Annotated in this window: 13 protein-coding genes; 1 reads left to right on the top strand and 12 read right to left on the bottom strand. The window is 68.9% G+C overall.

The annotated features are described in order from the left end of the window. Positions 1 to 3 precede the first annotated feature (3 nt). The 3 genes from C6570_RS05185 to C6570_RS05175 form a co-directional block, all read right to left on the bottom strand. Positions 4 to 1395 carry a CmpA/NrtA family ABC transporter substrate-binding protein gene (locus tag C6570_RS05185; protein WP_106702275.1) on the bottom strand — a complete coding sequence of 464 codons (1392 nt, stop codon included), beginning with the start codon at positions 1393 to 1395 and terminating at the stop codon, positions 4 to 6. Between the two features lie 157 nt (positions 1396 to 1552). After that, on the bottom strand, positions 1553 to 2290 hold the full coding sequence (locus C6570_RS05180; RefSeq protein WP_106702274.1) for a response regulator: 738 nt from the start codon (positions 2288 to 2290) through the stop codon (positions 1553 to 1555). After that, positions 2287 to 3480, bottom strand: coding sequence for a sensor histidine kinase (locus tag C6570_RS05175; protein WP_106702273.1), 1194 nt, complete (start codon positions 3478 to 3480; stop codon positions 2287 to 2289). The genes C6570_RS05180 and C6570_RS05175 overlap by 4 nt, the downstream gene beginning before the upstream one ends. An 89-nt stretch (positions 3481 to 3569) precedes the next feature. On the opposite strand from C6570_RS05175, the gene C6570_RS05170 reads away from it, so the two are divergent. Continuing rightward, on the top strand, positions 3570 to 4409 hold the full coding sequence (locus C6570_RS05170; RefSeq protein ID WP_106704525.1) for an ABC transporter permease: 840 nt from the start codon (positions 3570 to 3572) through the stop codon (positions 4407 to 4409). 271 nt (positions 4410 to 4680) lie between these two features. Here the strand turns inward: C6570_RS05170 and C6570_RS05165 are convergent, their stop codons facing one another. The 9 genes from C6570_RS05165 to C6570_RS05125 form a co-directional block, all read right to left on the bottom strand. Beyond that, positions 4681 to 5958: an amidohydrolase family protein gene (locus tag C6570_RS05165; protein WP_106702272.1), complete on the bottom strand. Its 1278-nt coding sequence runs from the start codon at positions 5956 to 5958 to the stop codon at positions 4681 to 4683. A 133-nt stretch (positions 5959 to 6091) separates the two neighbouring features. Further along, entirely contained in the window at positions 6092 to 6583 is a 492-nt protein-coding gene (locus tag C6570_RS05160; RefSeq protein WP_106702271.1) for a YbhB/YbcL family Raf kinase inhibitor-like protein, read from the bottom strand. Between the two features lie 41 nt (positions 6584 to 6624). Then, positions 6625 to 7548, bottom strand: a complete 924-nt coding sequence (locus tag C6570_RS05155) for an ABC transporter permease (protein ID WP_106702270.1) — start codon at positions 7546 to 7548, stop codon at positions 6625 to 6627. Between the two features lie 244 nt (positions 7549 to 7792). Beyond that, positions 7793 to 8851, bottom strand: coding sequence for an ABC transporter permease (locus C6570_RS05150; RefSeq protein ID WP_106702269.1), 1059 nt, complete (start codon positions 8849 to 8851; stop codon positions 7793 to 7795). Between the two features lie 148 nt (positions 8852 to 8999). Beyond that, positions 9000 to 10682 (bottom strand): ABC transporter ATP-binding protein, encoded by a 1683-nt coding sequence (locus C6570_RS05145; RefSeq protein ID WP_245896301.1) that lies wholly within the window; start codon positions 10680 to 10682, stop codon positions 9000 to 9002. A 136-nt stretch (positions 10683 to 10818) separates the two neighbouring features. Further along, positions 10819 to 11826: a BMP family protein gene (locus tag C6570_RS05140; RefSeq protein WP_106702268.1), complete on the bottom strand. Its 1008-nt coding sequence runs from the start codon at positions 11824 to 11826 to the stop codon at positions 10819 to 10821. Between the two features lie 75 nt (positions 11827 to 11901). After that, positions 11902 to 12531, bottom strand: coding sequence for a uracil phosphoribosyltransferase (gene upp / locus C6570_RS05135; protein ID WP_106702267.1), 630 nt, complete (start codon positions 12529 to 12531; stop codon positions 11902 to 11904). A gap of 259 nt (positions 12532 to 12790) precedes the next feature. Continuing rightward, the gene (locus C6570_RS05130; RefSeq protein ID WP_106702266.1) at positions 12791 to 14047 is read right to left on the bottom strand and encodes a URC4/urg3 family protein; all 1257 of its coding nucleotides are present in this window, start codon (positions 14045 to 14047) and stop codon (positions 12791 to 12793) included. After that, positions 14047 to 15345, bottom strand: coding sequence for a GTP cyclohydrolase II (locus tag C6570_RS05125; RefSeq protein WP_106702265.1), 1299 nt, complete (start codon positions 15343 to 15345; stop codon positions 14047 to 14049). The genes C6570_RS05130 and C6570_RS05125 overlap by 1 nt, the downstream gene beginning before the upstream one ends. Between the last annotated feature and the right edge of the window lie 48 nt (positions 15346 to 15393).

The following is a 15393-nucleotide window of genomic DNA, read 5'->3' as shown; positions in this document are numbered from 1 at the left end:
GCGTCAGGCCCGCGCGGCGATGGGGAAGCTCTTGAGGTACGCGTCCGGCTTGGCCGGGTCGAACACCTTGCCCATGATCGTGAACGATGGGTAGGCGCCATCGGGCACCTTCTGGCCCAGCTCCTTCATGTGCTTCTTGGCGTCGGTCAGCAGGAAGACCTTTTCGGCGATCTGCTTGTAGTTGACGTCGCCCTTCACGTAGCCCCAGCGCTTCATCTGCGTGAGCATCCACACCGCCATGCTCTGCCACGGGATGGGGTCAAAGTCGGCCCGGTCGGGCACGTTCTGGATCTTGCCCAGGCCATCGGCGAACTTGCCGGTCAGCACCTGGGTCAGCACGGTTTCGGGCTGGTTCAGGTACTGCGAGGGCGCGATCACCTTGGCGATCAGCGCGCGGTTTTCCGGCTTGCGTGCCATGGCCGACGCCGTAAGCACCGCCCGGCACAGCGCGGCGAAGGTGTTGGGGTTCTGCTGGATGAAGGCGGTGCTGGTGCCAAAGGCGCAGCAGGGGTGGCCGTTCCAAATATCCTTGGTGAGCAGGTGCAGAAAGCCGATCTCTTCATACACCGCACGCTGGTTGAAGGGGTCGGGCCCTAGGTAGCCGTCGATGTTGCCTGCGCGCAGGTTGGCCACCATCTCGGCGGGCGGCACCACGCGCAGCTGCACGTCGGTGTCGGGGTTCAGGCCCGCCTCGGCCAGGTAGTAGCGCAGCAGAAAGTTGTGCATGCTGTACTCGAACGGAATCGCGAACTTGAAGCCCTTCCAGTTCTTGGGGTCGCGGTTGTCCTTGTGCTTGAGGGCGAGCGTGATGGCCTGGCCGTTCACGTTCTGGATGGTGGCCACGTTCATCGGCGTGGCGTTGGAGCCCAGGCCCATGGAGATCGCGAGCGGCATGGGCGAGAGGAAGTGCGTGGCGTCGTACTCCTTGTTGATCATCTTGTCGCGGATCAGCGCCCAGCCTGCTGTCTTGGTGACTTCGACATTCAGGCCCTGCTTGCTGTAGAAGCCCAGCGGGTGCGCCATGATCAGCGGCGTGGCGCAGGTGATCGGGATGAAGCCGATCTTCAGGTCTTTCTTCTCCAGCGGCGCCTTGTCTTGCGCCATGGCCTGCAGGCTGGCAATGGGCAGCACGCTGCCGATGGCCGCCACGGCGGTGCTCTTGCCCACCGCACGCAGGAAGCGCCGGCGCACGGCGTCGTGCGGGAACAGCGCCTTGACCAGGCTGGCCTCGACGAATTCGCGGCTGTACGCTTCAAAGTCCGCCGTCAGGCTGCGGGCCTTGAGCTGCTGCACCGCGTCTTCGGCCTGGTGATCGGCCGCGGTGTGGTCGCGGCCGCATGAGCAGCGCATCATCAAGGGGCGGTCGGCTTCGTAGGGGGAAAAGTGCTGAGGCATGGTGGATCTCCGCGTGAACAATGCCCTTGCCTACGCAAGCGCCAGGCCAGTTGGTGCACTGCAGCAGGCCCAAGCCCAAAGTCGCGGGGCGCTGCCCTACGCGCTGTAGTGGCAGCCCTACAAAACGCGGCGTGCGCGCGCTCGATTCGGTCGGAGATCAGCCCTGGCTGGCGCGGCCGACCAGCAGGGCCAGCTCCACATCGTTGCGCGTGCCGGTCTTTTCGAGGATGCGCGCGCGGTAGGTGCTGACCGTGTTCGACGCCAGCCCCAGTTGCGCACCAATTTCGCCCACGCTGTGCCCCTGGCACAGCAGGCGGCAGACCTGATGCTCTCGATGCGATAGCGCATGCAGGCCGTCCGACAAGGGCCGCACGCCAGAACGCACCACATTGGCGCGCACCGCCCTACCCGCCAGCGCCTGCGCGGCGGCCGGGGTCAGGTAGCGCTCGCCGCGCGCGGCGGTGCGCACGGCGGCGACCATGTCGTCGGGGTCGGCGCTCTTGTGCAGGTAGCCTGCGGCGCCCAGCTCGATGCAGCGGGCGGCGTACTGGCGCTCAGGGTAGGTGCTCAGCATCAGCACGGGCAAGTTGGGCCAGCGCTGCGCCATGGCCTGCAGCACGTCCAGGCCGTCCATTTCGGGCATGGCGATGTCGAGCAGAACCACGTCGAGCAGCCGCGCGCCGACGAGCGCCTCCACCTCGTCCAGCGCGCCATGCCCGTTGGTGGCTTCACCGGCCACGCGGATCTCCGGCACGCCGTTGGCCGGGTCGGTCAGCACCTGCTTGAGGCCTTCGCGCACGATGCGATGGTCATCGCACAGCAGCACCCGTATCGGGATGGGCGGCGCGCCTTCAGGCGCTGGCGGGTGGGCGCCGGTGCGCGCCGAGCCCGTCATGCCGCCACCTTGCACGGCAGCTGCAGCATCAGCAAGGTGCCGGCGCCGGGCACGCTGTGGATGGTCAGGCGCCCGTCCAGCTGCCGGGCGCGCTCGCGCATGCCCATCACGCCGTAAGCGGTGGGCGATTCCAGCGCCTGCGCGCTGGCGCCCACGCCGTTGTCGCGCACCTGCAGGCGCAGGCAGCCGCGCTGGCGGTCGATCTGCACCTGCAGCTGCGTGGCCCGCGCATGGCGCCCCACGTTGCTCAACATCTCCTGAAAGATGCGGAACACCGCCATGGCCGTGTCGTCGGCCGGCTCCAGCGCACCCGAAAGCTGGCAGCGCCAGTCCAGCGCGATCTCGGCCGACTGCGCGAACTCGCGCGCCTGCCATTCCAGCGCGGCCCACAGGCCCTGGTGGTCCAGGATGCTGGGGCGCAGGTCGGTGATGATGCGCGCCACGTTGCCCACCGCCGTTTCGATCAGCATGCCCATGTTCTGGCACTTGCTGCGCATCTGCACGCGCATGGCGTGGGCCGCATCGGGTGTGCGCGCGGCCTGCTCGCCCAGGCGCTTGTGCAGCCAGTTCACGTCCATCTTCAGCGCCACCAGCAGGCTGCCCAGCTCGTCGTGCACCTCGCGGGCGATGCGCGTGCGCTCGTCCTCGCGCACCCGCTCGGAATAGGCCGACAGCTCGCGCAGCTGCACCAGCGCCTGGCTCAGCTCGCGCGTGCGCCGATCCACGCGCGCCTCCAGCTCGTCGTGGGCGCGCCGCAGCGCCTCGGCGTCGCGCTTGCGCTCGGTGATGTCCACAAAGGCGATCACCGCGCCCACCACCTCGCCGTGCTCGACGATGGGGTGGCTGGAATACTCCACGGCGAAGCTGCTGCCGTCGCTGCGCCAGAAGACTTCGTTGTCCAGCCGGCAGGGCATGGCCTCGCGGAAGGCGTTGAAGATGGGACACTGCGTCTCGGGATACGGCGCGCCGTCGGCGTGCGAATGGTGCGTCAGCGCGTGCATGTTGCGGCCCAGCACTTCATCGGCTGGCAGGCCGATCATCCGCGCCGCGGCCTGGTTGATGAACATGCAGTTGCCGTCCAGGTCGATGCCGAACACGCCCTCATCGGTGGAATCCAGCAACAGGCGCAGCCGGTGCTCCCAGGGGGCCAGGCTGTCCACAAGCGACGGCGAACGGGTCAACGCATGCATACGCCTTGCCCTAAGCAATGCCCGTGCCGGGTCATGGCGCCCAGCGCTTTCAAGCCGCTGCCGAGGGGCCGCTCGGCCACAATGCGCCCATGCCCACACCCGCCGCCAACGCCCTGAACCCCGCGCCCGCTGAGCCGCCCAGCGTCTGGCATGCGCCGCGCCTGTCGATGCGCTGGTGGCCGGTGTTCCAGCGCAACCTGCTGGTGTGGCGCAAGCTGGCCATTCCCAGCCTGCTGGCCAACATCGGCGAGCCGCTGCTGTGGCTGGTGGCCTTTGGCTACGGCCTGGGCGCGATGGTGGGGCGTGTGCCCACGCATGGGCAAGAGGTGCCCTACATCCTGTTTCTGGCCAGCGGCTCGATCTGCATGAGCGCGATGAATGCGGCCAGCTTCGAGGCGCTGTATTCCGCCTTTTCACGCATGCACGTCCAGAAGACGTGGGACGGCATTCTGAACACGCCCGTGCAGCTGGACGACGTGGTGCTGGCCGAGATGCTGTGGGCCGGGTTCAAGGCGCTGTTTTCGGTGACGGCGATCCTGCTGGTGATGCTGGGCTTGGGCATCAGCCACAGCCCCAAGCTGATCCTGGTGCTGCCCATATTGCTGTTCACCGGCATCACCTTCGCCAGCCTGGCGCTGGTGTTCAACGCCAAGGCCAAGGGTTACGACTTTTTCACCTACTACTTCGCGGTGTTCCTGTCGCCCATGATGTTCCTGTCGGGCGTGTTCTTCCCGCGCGAACAGTTGCCCAGGTTCGCGCAGGCGATCACCGACTGGCTGCCGCTGACGGCCGCGGTCGAGCTGGTGCGCCCGCTGTTTCTGGACCAGTGGCCAGAGCACCCATGGCGGCACCTGGCGGTGCTGGTGGTGTACGCGGTGGCGGGCTTTTGGGTGGCGCTGGCGTTCACGCGGCAGCGCTTTCGGGCGTGACCGGTGGCTGCGCCGACTACGCCGATACTCTTATTTTGATAGCTGCCAGCGCTGGTTGCACCTGCGCTGGCGGGCGATTCTTCTCATCAACATGAGCGCTGGCCGCGTAGGCTGCTGCGGGGGCCCCAGCGCGCAGCGGCTGCGCTGCGCAACACCTCAGCAGCGCACGCGCTGCAAGCCCACCAGAGTCAGTTTGCTACTGCAAAGATAGCTGCCAGCGCACGCCCCACCAGCGCCAGCGGCCCAAAACCCAGTGAACACCAGGGCGCACTTAGCCGCGCAGGAAATCCACCGCCGCCGCGCGGCCCGGCAGATCCAGGCGCACCTGCTGCGGCGCGCTTTCGGCCAGCAGCCGCCCGGCGCGCCAGACCTTGAGGCGCGCCGCGCGCAGGCGGATGGCCTCGGTCACGTCGCGCGCCTGCAGCAGCACCAGGTTGGCCGTGTTGCCCGGCGCGATGCCGTAGTCCGCCAGCCCCATGGCGCGGGCGGCGCGGGTAGTGACCGCGTCGAACGCGTCGCGCATGCCTGCCTGGCTGGTCATCTGCGCCACGTGCAGGCCCATGTGCGCCACCTCCAGCATGTCGCCACTGCCCAGGCTGTACCAAGGGTCCATCACGCAGTCGTGGCCGAAGGCGACGTTGACGCCGGCCGCCAGCAGCTCGGGCACGCGCGTCATGCCACGCCGCTTGGGGTAGGTGTCGTGGCGGCCCTGCAGCGTGATGTTGATCAGCGGGTTGGCCACCACGCTGACGCCGCCTTCGGCGATCAGCGGCAGCAGCTTGCTGACGTAGTAGTTGTCCATGCTGTGCATGGACGTGCAGTGGCTGCCCGTCACGCGGCCCTGCAGGCCCAGGCGCTGCGCCTGGTAGGCCAGCGTTTCAATGTGGCGGCTGTGCGGGTCGTCGGACTCATCGCAGTGCATGTCCACCGGCAGGCCGCGCTGGGCCGCCAGTTCGCACAGCAGGCGCACGCTCTCGGCGCCGTCGGCCATGGTGCGTTCGAAATGCGGAATGCCGCCCACCACCTGCACGCCCAGATCCAGCGCGCGCGTCAGGCTGTCCAGACCGCCAGGGGTGCGCAGCACGCCGTCTTGCGGGAAGGCCACCAGCTGCAGGTCGATGTAGGGCGCCACGCGGCGCTGCACTTCCAGCAGCGCGCGCACGGGCAGCAAGCTGGGGTCGCTGGTGTCGACGTGGCTGCGGATGTGCAGCAGCCCGCGCGCCACCGCCCAGTCGCAGTAGGCCAGCGCGCGTTCGACCAGTGCTTCCTCGGTCAGCAGCGGCTTCAGCTCGCCCCACAGGGCAATGCCCTCCAGCAGCGTGCCGCTCTGGTTGACGCGCGGCAGGCCGTAGCTGAGCGTGGCGTCCATGTGAAAGTGCGGGTCGCAAAAGGGCGGGCTGAGCAGCAGGCCCTGCGCATCCACCGTTTGGTGCGCCTGCGCGGCGATGGGGCCGGGCGCCACTTCAACGATCTTGCCGGCGCGCACGGCAACGGACATGCCCTGGCGGCCGTCCGGCAGGCTGGCGTGGTGGATGAGCAGGTCAAGCATGGGCAGGCGTGGGGCGCGGTTATTGACAGATGCGTTGGGCCACATGCACGCGCCGCGGCAGCGGGCCGGCGGCCTCTACTGCCCACAGCGCGCGCTGGCAACTAGCGGGGTGCGAACGAAACGGCCGGCCCGCTCAACGCTCGTACAGCGCCGTCAGCCGGGCTTCGGCCAGCTTGGCGAAGTGGATGTTGAAGCCGATCATGGCGGCGGTGGCATCCGGCGGCACGTCCAGCCGGGGCATCTTCAGCGCGTACAGCGTGAAGATGTAGCGGTGCGGGCCGTGGCCGGGCGGGGGCGCGGCGCCGCCGTATTCGGCCGTGCCGAAATCGGTGCGACCCAGCTTGGCCCCGGCAGGCAGCTCGGCACCGCCAGCGGCGCCCGCGCCCATCACCAGGCCGGTGGCGCTGGCCGGAATGTCGTACACCACCCAGTGCCACCAGCCGGAGCCGGTGGGCGCGTCGGGGTCGTACATCGTCAGGGCGTAGCTTTGCGTGCCTTCTGGCGCGCCGGACCAGGCCAGGTCGGGCGATACGTTCTGACCGCCTGCGCCCATGGCGCTGTGAACAAACTGAAGCGGCAGCGTCTGCTGGTCCGCGATGTGGGAGCTGGTGAGGGTGAACGCCATGTCGGTCTCCTGCAAAAAGGTGACGCAAGGGGCTGGCGCCGTCAGCGCTCGCCCTTGCGGTAGGGCTTCATCAAGGCTTGAGGATACGTCGCCTTGCGCGCCACCACCACCAGCGCCAGGATGGACAGCAGGTACGGCAGCATCAGGTACAGCTGATACGGCAGCACGGCGCTGCCCGATTGCTGCAGGCGCAGCTGCAGCGCGTCGAAAAAGGCGAACAGCAGCGCGCCCAGCAGCGCCTTGCCTGGCCGCCAAGAAGCAAACACCACCAGCGCCACGCAGATCCAGCCGCGCCCGTTGACCATGTTGAAGTAAAACGCGTTGAACGCCGACAGCGTGAGAAACGCACCGGCCACGCCCATCAGCGCCGAGCCCGCCACGATGGCCCCGGTGCGCACCGCCAGCACGCGAATGCCCTGCCCTTCGGCCGCGCGCGGGTTCTCGCCCACCATGCGCACCGCCAGGCCCAGCGGCGTGCGGTACAGCACCCACGCGATCAGCGGCACCAGCAGCAACGCGAGCAGCGTCAACGGCGTCTGCGCGTCCAGCACGGGTAGGCCCAGCCCCTGCATTGGCGCGAACGGGGTGATGGTGGGCGGCGTTTCCACCTTGGGGAAGGCGACGCGGTAGCCGTAGTAGCTGAGCGCCGTGGCCAGCATGGTCAGCCCCAGGCCCGACACGTGCTGCGACAGCGCCAGCCCCACCGTCAGCCACGCATGCAGCAGGCCCAGCAGCGCGCCGATGGCCGCCGCCGCCAGCACGCCCGTCCACAGCCCGTGGCCCGCGTACACCGTCAGCCAGCCGCCAAAGGCACCGGCCACCATGATGCCTTCGATGCCCAGGTTCAACACCCCGGCGCGCTCGCACAGCAGCACGCCCAGCGTGCCCAGGATCAGCGGCGTGGCCACGCGCAGCACCGCCACCCAGAAGGGCACGCTGGCCAGGATGTCGAGCAGCTCGGTCATGCGGCTGCCTTGCCGTCAATTGCTTCGTTTTTCATAGCTAGCAGCGCTGATCCAGCGTGCGCCAGACTGGCATTTGTTGCGTAAGAATAGACAAGGCCACGTTGATCAAGGCAGCGCGTTCTTTCAGCGCGGGCGCTGCGCTGGATCAGATGGCGCGCCCGCCCGGTGGCCACCGTGAAGCGGGCTTGGCCAGGGCGCCTCCTTCCCGCAGACGAAGGGCAAGACGCGAAACGGCTCAGGGCGTTCACCGCTTGATCCTGTACTGGGTGAACAGCCCGGCCACCAGCACCGCCAGCAGCGCAACCGCCACGATCACGTCGGCCAGGTAGGTGGGCACGCCGATGGCGCGGCTCATGCTGTCGGCGCCCACCAGCACGCCGGCCACGAACACGGCGGCGGCCACCACGCCCAGCGGGTTCAGGCCCGCCAGCATGGCGATCACGATGCCGCTGTAGCCGTAGCCGGGCGACATGTCCAGCGTGACGTAGCCGGTGCGCCCGGCCACCTCGATGGCGCCGGCCAGCCCCGCCAGCCCGCCCGACAGCAGCGCCACCAGCACCAGCGTGCGCGTGACGGGCACGCCGGCGAACGCCGCGGCGCGCGCATTGGCGCCCACCGCGCGGATGCGAAAGCCCGCCACCGTGCGCGCCATCAGCGTCCACATCGCCACCGCCAGCGCCACCGCGCCCAGCAGGCCGGTGTGCAGGCGCGTCTGCGGCACGAGCTTGCCCAGCTCCAGATCCGGCTGCAGCGCCACGCTTTGCGGCCAGCCCATGGCCATCGGGTCTTTCATCGGGCCATCCAGCAGCGCCGACACCGCCAGCAGCATGACGAAGTTCAGCAACAAGGTGGTCACCACCTCGTCCACGCCCAGGCGCGCCTTCATCAGCGCCGGGCCCAGCAGCCACAGCGCACCGGCCAGCGCGGCGGCGATCATCATCAGCGGAAAGAGCACGTACGGCGACCATTCCAGCCCCGTGCCGCCATGCAGGCCGCCCACGGCCACGGCCGCCAGCGCCCCGGCGTACAGCTGCCCTTCTGCCCCGATGTTGTAGAAGTGCGCCTTGAACGCCACCGCCGCCGCCAGCCCGGTCAGGATCAGCGGCACCGCGCGCGTCAGCGTTTCGGTGATGGCAAAGGTAGAGCCGAACGCGCCCTGCAGCAGCAGCGCGTAGGTGCGCCCCACCGGCGCGCCCGCCCACAGCACCAGCACACCGCTGAGCGCCAGGGTGAACAAGATGGCGAGCAGCGGCGCGCCCAGCTGCGCAGCGCGGGAGGGTTGGGGGCGTTTTTCAAGCCTCATCGAATCACCGCCATGGGTTGGATGCGCGCTGCGCCAATTTGCCCGCCGACCGACTCAGCGCGATAGGTAGTGAGGCGGCCTACAGGCGACGGGGCTGCACGCAAGCAGGCGATAGGCGCCAGCGGCTTCAGCGGGGCGAAGGCCTGAGTCATGCCGCTACCGCCTGCGAAGCGTTGGCACCCGCAGACGCCCCCGCCATCGCCAAGCCAATCTCCGACCGCGTCCAGGCCTCAGCTGGCCGCGCCTCGGTCAGCTGCCCGCCGTGCATGACGGCGATGCGGTCGCCCAGCGTCAGCACTTCGTCCAGGTCGTCGGAAATGACCAGCACGGCGGCGCCCGCGTCGCGCGCGGCGATCAGCTGCTGCTGCACGAAATCAACGGCGCCAATGTCCAGGCCCCAGGTGGGTTGGTGGGCGACGACGAGTCTGGGTACCCCCACGCTCCCCGCTTCGCGTGGTTCGCTGCCCCCCGAGGGGGCTGCCTCGCCTTGGGGCGGCCCGGCGGCGAGGCGCTGCGCCCTGTGCTCCGTCGCTCCGGGGGGCGTCAGCGCGCGGCCCAGGATCAGCTTTTGCATGTTGCCGCCCGACAGCGCGCGCGCCGGGGCGTCCAGCCCGCCGCCGCGCACGTCAAAGCGCTGCGACACGTGCGTGGCGTAGGCGCGCGCGGCGCGGCGGCGCACCCAGCCCAGCGCGTTGGCGAAGTGCGCGCTGCCGATGCGTTCGGCCACGGCGTTTTCCCACACGGGCAAGTCGCCCACCACGCCGACACCGGCCCGGTCTTCCGGGATGCGAGCAATGCCGCGCGCGGCCAGCCCGGCGGCGTTGGCCTTGACCGGCTGGCCCAGCACGCGCGCCTGCCCTGCCGTGGGCACGCGCAGGCCCGACAGCAGCTGCGCCAAAGCCACCTGCCCATTGCCCGACACCCCGGCGATGGCGACGATCTCGCCCGCGCGCAAAGCCAGCGATACGCCGCGCAGCCGTTCGCGCGCGCTGCCCGCGGTGTGCACGTCAACCAGTTCGGCCACCACGTCGCCAACCGCTGCGGCGGGTTGGCGGGCCCGCCGCGCCACGGCGTGGCCCACCATCCATTCGGCCAGCTGGCCTTCGCTGGTGTCGGCGGCGGCGCATTCGGCCACCAGGCGGCCGGCGCGCAGCACGGCCACGCGGTGCGACACGCGCAGCACCTCGCCCAGCTTGTGGCTGATAAAGATGATGGACAGGCCCTGCGCCACCATCTGGCCCAGGGTGTCGAACAGCGCCTCGCTCTCTTGCGGGGTGAGCACGGCGGTGGGCTCGTCCAGGATCAGGATGCGCGCGCCGCGGTACAGCGCCTTCAGAATCTCGACGCGCTGGCGTTCCCCCACCGACAGGTCGCCCACGCGCGCCGCCGGGTCCACGGTCAGGCCGAACTGATGCCCGACCGACACCAGCTTTTCACGCGCAGCGGCGCGGCGGGTGAAAGGCTGCGCCAGCGATTCGCTGCCCAGCATCACGTTGTCCAGCACGCTCAGGTTGTCGGCCAGCGTGAAGTGCTGGTGCACCATGCCGATGCCCGCGGCCAGCGCGGCGCGGGGGTTGCCCGGCGGCAGCGGCGCGCCAAAGGCTTCGATGTGGCCCGCGTCGGCCACGTAGTGGCCAAACAGGATCGACATCAGCGTGGATTTGCCCGCGCCGTTCTCGCCCAGCAGCGCCAGCACTTCGCCGCGCGCCAGCTGCAGGCTGATGTCGTCGTTGGCCAGCAGCGGGCCAAAGCGCTTGGTGATGCCCGACAGGCGCAGCACCGTGGGAGCGCTGCGCGCATCCGCCGGCGGGGTGATGGGGTCTTGACTCACGCGCGATTCGCTATCAACAAAGTAGCTACCAGCGCAGGCTGCGCGGGCGACAGAGGCCGACTTGTCTTGAAACAGCCACCGCGCATCGGCACCCCAGGCAGGGCGCACTGCACGTTCTGGCGCACCGCCGGGCGCGTCACTTGGCCGTGGACTTGGGCTGGCTGTCGTCCACCTTGACGGTGAACTTGCCTGCCAGGATGTCGGCCTCTTTGGCCTTGACCTTGGCCTTCAGGTCGGCAGGCACCTTGGCTTCAAACGTGCCCAGCGGGCTGAGCGAGCTGCCCTTGTGCTTCATCATCGAATAGGGGCCGTAGTCTTCGGCCTTGAAGCTGCCGGCCTTGACGTTTTTCAGGGCCAGCGCAATCGTGGGCGACATGTCCCACAGCGCCGATGCCACCACCGTGGCGGGGTACTGCGGCTGCGTGTTGATCACGTTGCCAATGGCCAGCTTGCCCTTTTCCTTGGCCGCGTCGCTGACGCCAAAGCGCTCGGCGTACAGCACGTCGGCACCCTTGTCGATCATGGCGAAGGTGGCTTCCTTGGCCTTGGGCGGGTCGAACCAGCTGTTGATGAAGGTGACGGTGAACTCGGCCTTCGGATTGACCTCTTTGGCGCCCGCCATGAAGGCGTGCATCAGCCGGTTGACCTCGGGGATGGGAAAGCCGCCCACCAAGCCGATCTTGCCCGTCTTGGTCATGCCGCCGGCGATCATGCCGGTGAGGTAGGCCGGCTCTTGGATGTAGTTGTCGAACACGCTGAAGTTGGGTGCCTGCGGCTTGCCCGAGCTGCCCATCAGGAAGGCGGTCTTGGGAAAGTCCTTGGCCACCTTGCGCGCGGCGCCTTCCACGGCAAAGGCTTCGCCCACGATCAGCTGGTTGCCCGCCGTGGCGTATTCGCGCATCACGCGTTCGTAATCGGCGTTGGCCACGTTTTCGGTGGCTTTGTATTCGATCTCGCCGCGCGCTTCGGCGGCCTTGAGCGCCGTGTGGATGCGGCTGACCCACTGCTGCTCAAAAGGCACGGTGTACACGGCCGCCACCTTGAGCTTGGCCTGCGCCAGCGCGGCGCCAGACCAGCCCAGCGAAGCGGCGATGGCCAGTGAAGTGGCCAGCAAATGGCCGGTGAAGATGCGTCTGCGGGTCATGGGGGCTCCTTGGGAAAGAATTCTATCGCTATGAATTAGCTAGCTGCTGGCGCCCTGTGTTCGGGCGCCAGCCGCCTATTTGGTTCCGAAGATGCGGTCGCCCGCATCGCCCAGGCCGGGCAGGATGTAGCCATGCTCGTTGAGCTGGCGGTCCACGGCGGCGGTGTAGATCGGCACGTCGGGGTGGGCCGCCTGCAGCGCGGCCACGCCCTCGGGCGCAGCCAGCAGGCAAACGAATTTGATCGAGCGCGGGCCGACTTCCTTAATGCGGTCCACCGCGGCGATGGCCGAGTTGCCGGTGGCCAGCATCGGGTCGACCACGATCACGTCGCGCTCGGCCATGTCGGCGGGCAGCTTGAAGTAGTACTCGACCGCGGTCAGCGTGCGCGGGTCGCGGTACAGGCCGATGTGGCCCACGCGCGCGCCGGGCACGATGTCGAGCATGCCGTCCAGGATGCCGATGCCCGCCCGCAGGATGGAGACGAACACCAGCTTCTTGCCGTCGATCACCTGGCCGGTCATCGTTTCCAGCGGGGTTTCGATCTCGATGGGCTGGGTGGGCATGTCGCGCGTGACTTCGTAGGTCATCAGCATTGCCAACTCTTTCAGCAGGCGGCGAAAGCTGTTGGTGCTGAGGTCGGCGCGGCGCATCAGCGTCAGCTTGTGCTGCACCAGCGGGTGGTCGATCAGGTGGACGTTGTTCATGGTTGGGTTGTTCTCATACCAAATTGCGTTCAATCCGTCAGAAACCGTTCGCACTGAGCTTGTCGAAGTGCATGCACCGCGCAGGGCTTCGACAGGCTCAGCCCGAACGGTTCTTATATTTTTGAGGGCGGATTCGTATCAGTCCTCAAAACACGTTGGCGAATACCGCTTTGACCCACCTGCCCGGCGCCGCAACGGGCGAGCACCCGCCGCGTCAGAACGCCCTGCCTCTCGCCGCAGGCGCCTCAGTCAGTGAATCTCAAAACACGGTACCGTCGCTTTCGATTTGCAGAGGTGGCAAACCACCACGCAAGCGCTGTGCCAGCACGCGGCCCGCCGCCCAGGTGCCGCCTTCCAGAATGCACGCCAGCGGCAGCGCCTGGTCGGGCAGGCCGAGCGCGCGGCACGTCAGCGGGCCCAGCTCATCCAGCAGCGCGACCGTGAGCGCGCGCCACTCCACCACCAGCGGGTCGGCCGGCGTCCAGCGGGCTTGCGCGGCGCCCGCATCGCGCAGGCGCAGCACGCCACTGTCCAGCAGCAGGCCGCCGTTGCGGTATTCGGGCAAGCCGGTCAGGGCGTCCAAGCCGGCCACCGGGTGGCCCGCCCATTCGAAGGGCTCCAGCAGCGAATAGGTAAGCCACTGCGACAGCTTGTGAAAAGGCACCCAGCCGGCGGCCAAGCCTTCGCCGCCGGCGCCAGCCAACGGCCAGCAGTCGCCCAGCGGCACGCCTTGCAGGGCGTTGCCTGCCGGCCAGATGCCCGAGAGCGTGTCCAGCAGCAGGCGCAGGATGGCGTGCGCCTGCACGGGCTGGCCATGGGCGGCCAGCGCGTCGAACAGCCCGCCCGGGCGCCCGTGCGCGCCGTACACCTCGGGCTGGGCGGCCATGGCGGCGCCCAGCCGGCGCAGCAGCGCGGCGCGGCCGTCCAGCCCGACCAGCGGGTTGCTGTCGCTCACCTGAAAAACCTGCGCCAGCGCGTTGGCGTCGATGCGTGCCAGCGCGGCAGCGTCCACGCGCAGGGGCTCGTCCACCACGCTGGAAAACAGGCCGCCGGCGAAGGCGTGCAGGGTGGCGACGGCCAGGCCTTCTGAGCGCGCCAGGCGCTGGCCGGTGGCCGCTTCTTGCCACGACCAGCCTGCGCCAGCGCCCGCGTCCAGCAGCACGGATACGACGGCCAGGTCGATCAGGGCGCGCGCCCGTTCAGCCGGTGTGGCCTGCGCCTGGCGATCGTCCAGCCAGGCACGGCGATCCACGCCGCCCGCCTCGAAATGGCGCCAGCGGCTGTGGTATGGGATGGCCAGCGTGGGGTAGCGCTGGCGCGTGACTTCGGCCACGAGTTCTGCCGTGGGGCGCAGGGCCGCGTCGTCCACGGCGAAATACTCGGATTCGTCCGCACGGGCGCGGGCCAGCAGATGGTGCGCCCGCGCGCGCACCGTCTCGGTGCTTCGCAGGGTGTTGACGGCGCGCTGAAGCGCGTCGGCGCCGGCTGGGGCCCCGTGGGTGGCGGGCGCGGGCATCACGCGTCCAGCCCCCGGCCCTTGGTGTGGCGCAGCTGCTCTGCCGTGGGCGCATCGCCGGGGGTGAAGTAGCCGGCCGCCATCTTCGCGTCGATCTCGACCCGCGCGTCGGCGGGGATCAGGTCGTCAGGGATGTTCACGCGCTCGCCCACCTCGATGCCCGCGCCGGTGATGGCGTCGTACTTCATATTGCTCATGCTGACCAGGCGGTGGATCTTTTGGATGCCCAGCCAGTGCAGCACGTCGGGCATCAGCTGCTGGAAGCGCATGTCCTGCACGCCGGCCACGCATTCGGTGCGGGCGAAATACTGGTCGGCCGTGTCGCCGCCCTCTTGCCGCTTGCGCGCGTTGTAGACGAGGAACTTGGTCACTTCGCCCAGCGCGCGCCCTTCCTTGCGGTAATACACGCACAGGCCCACGCCGCCGCGCTGCGCACCCTGGATGCACTCCTCGATGGCGTGGGTGAGGTAGGGGCGGCAGGTGCAGATGTCCGAGCCGAACACGTCCGAGCCATTGCATTCATCGTGCACGCGCGCGGTCAGCTCGACCGAGGTGTCGGCCAGGTCAGCGGGTTTGCCGAAGATGTACAGCGTGAGGTGGCCGATGGGCGGCAGGAACACCTCCAGATCGGGGCGCGTGACCAGCTCGGGGTACATGCCGCCGGTTTCCTCGAACAGCACGCGGCGCAGCTCGGTTTCGGAACAGCCGAAGCGTGCGGCCACGCCGGGCAGGTGCCACACCGGCTCGACCGCGGCCTTGGTGACCAAAGCGCCGCCAGAAGGCAACAGCACCTTGCCATCGGCCTTCAGGCGGCCCTTTTGCATGGCTTCGATGATCTCGGGCAGGATGACGTGCGCCTTGGTCACGGCGATGGTGGGACGGATGTCAAAGCCCGCCGCCAAACCGTCGGCAAAGTGGCGCCCGATCTCGGCGCCCCACGGGTCGAGCGAGACGATCTTGCCCGGTTCGCTCCAGGCCGGGTGCGGGCCAATGGTGTCGGTGGGGGCGGTGTTGGTCAGGTCGGGCTTGTGGTGCGGATCGAGTGCGTGCGCGGCCACCGCCAGCGCGCGGTACACGCTGTAGCTGCCGCTGTGCGTGCCGATCACGTTGCGGTGCGCCCGCGTGGTGGTGGAGCCGATCACCGGCCCGCGTTCGGCCGGGCTGGCCGCCGCCCAATGGATAGCCGGCGCACCCTGCCCGCCCGCGTGGGAAGTCAGCCTGATGTGACGCGCCGTGCCGGTGACCCGCGGCGGGGCGGGGGTTTCTGGGGGAGAAAGCACAGGGGCAGAGTCTGGCATGCAGGCACCTCACGGTTGGGTCAAAACACGCGTTGTGCCAACACCCGA

It is taken from the genome of Ottowia oryzae, from assembly GCF_003008535.1.
Classification (GTDB): Bacteria; Pseudomonadota; Gammaproteobacteria; order Burkholderiales; family Burkholderiaceae_C; genus Ottowia; species Ottowia oryzae.
This window is presented reverse-complemented; position numbering and strand designations above follow the sequence as displayed.

Bases quoted from the DNA above. Each gene is read 5' to 3' on its own strand.
- C6570_RS05185 (WP_106702275.1), bottom strand. From the start codon at position 1,395: ATGCCTCAGCACTTTTCCCCCTACGAAGCCGACCGCCCCTTGATGATG.
- C6570_RS05180 (WP_106702274.1), bottom strand. From the start codon at position 2,290: ATGACGGGCTCGGCGCGCACCGGCGCCCACCCGCCAGCGCCTGAAGGC.
- C6570_RS05175 (WP_106702273.1), bottom strand. From the start codon at position 3,480: ATGCATGCGTTGACCCGTTCGCCGTCGCTTGTGGACAGCCTGGCCCCC.
- C6570_RS05170 (WP_106704525.1), top strand. From the start codon at position 3,570: ATGCCCACACCCGCCGCCAACGCCCTGAACCCCGCGCCCGCTGAGCCG.
- C6570_RS05165 (WP_106702272.1), bottom strand. From the start codon at position 5,958: ATGCTTGACCTGCTCATCCACCACGCCAGCCTGCCGGACGGCCGCCAG.
- C6570_RS05160 (WP_106702271.1), bottom strand. From the start codon at position 6,583: ATGGCGTTCACCCTCACCAGCTCCCACATCGCGGACCAGCAGACGCTG.
- C6570_RS05155 (WP_106702270.1), bottom strand. From the start codon at position 7,548: ATGACCGAGCTGCTCGACATCCTGGCCAGCGTGCCCTTCTGGGTGGCG.
- C6570_RS05150 (WP_106702269.1), bottom strand. From the start codon at position 8,851: ATGAGGCTTGAAAAACGCCCCCAACCCTCCCGCGCTGCGCAGCTGGGC.
- C6570_RS05140 (WP_106702268.1), bottom strand. From the start codon at position 11,826: ATGACCCGCAGACGCATCTTCACCGGCCATTTGCTGGCCACTTCACTG.
- upp (WP_106702267.1), bottom strand. From the start codon at position 12,531: ATGAACAACGTCCACCTGATCGACCACCCGCTGGTGCAGCACAAGCTG.
- C6570_RS05130 (WP_106702266.1), bottom strand. From the start codon at position 14,047: ATGCCCGCGCCCGCCACCCACGGGGCCCCAGCCGGCGCCGACGCGCTT.
- C6570_RS05125 (WP_106702265.1), bottom strand. From the start codon at position 15,345: ATGCCAGACTCTGCCCCTGTGCTTTCTCCCCCAGAAACCCCCGCCCCG.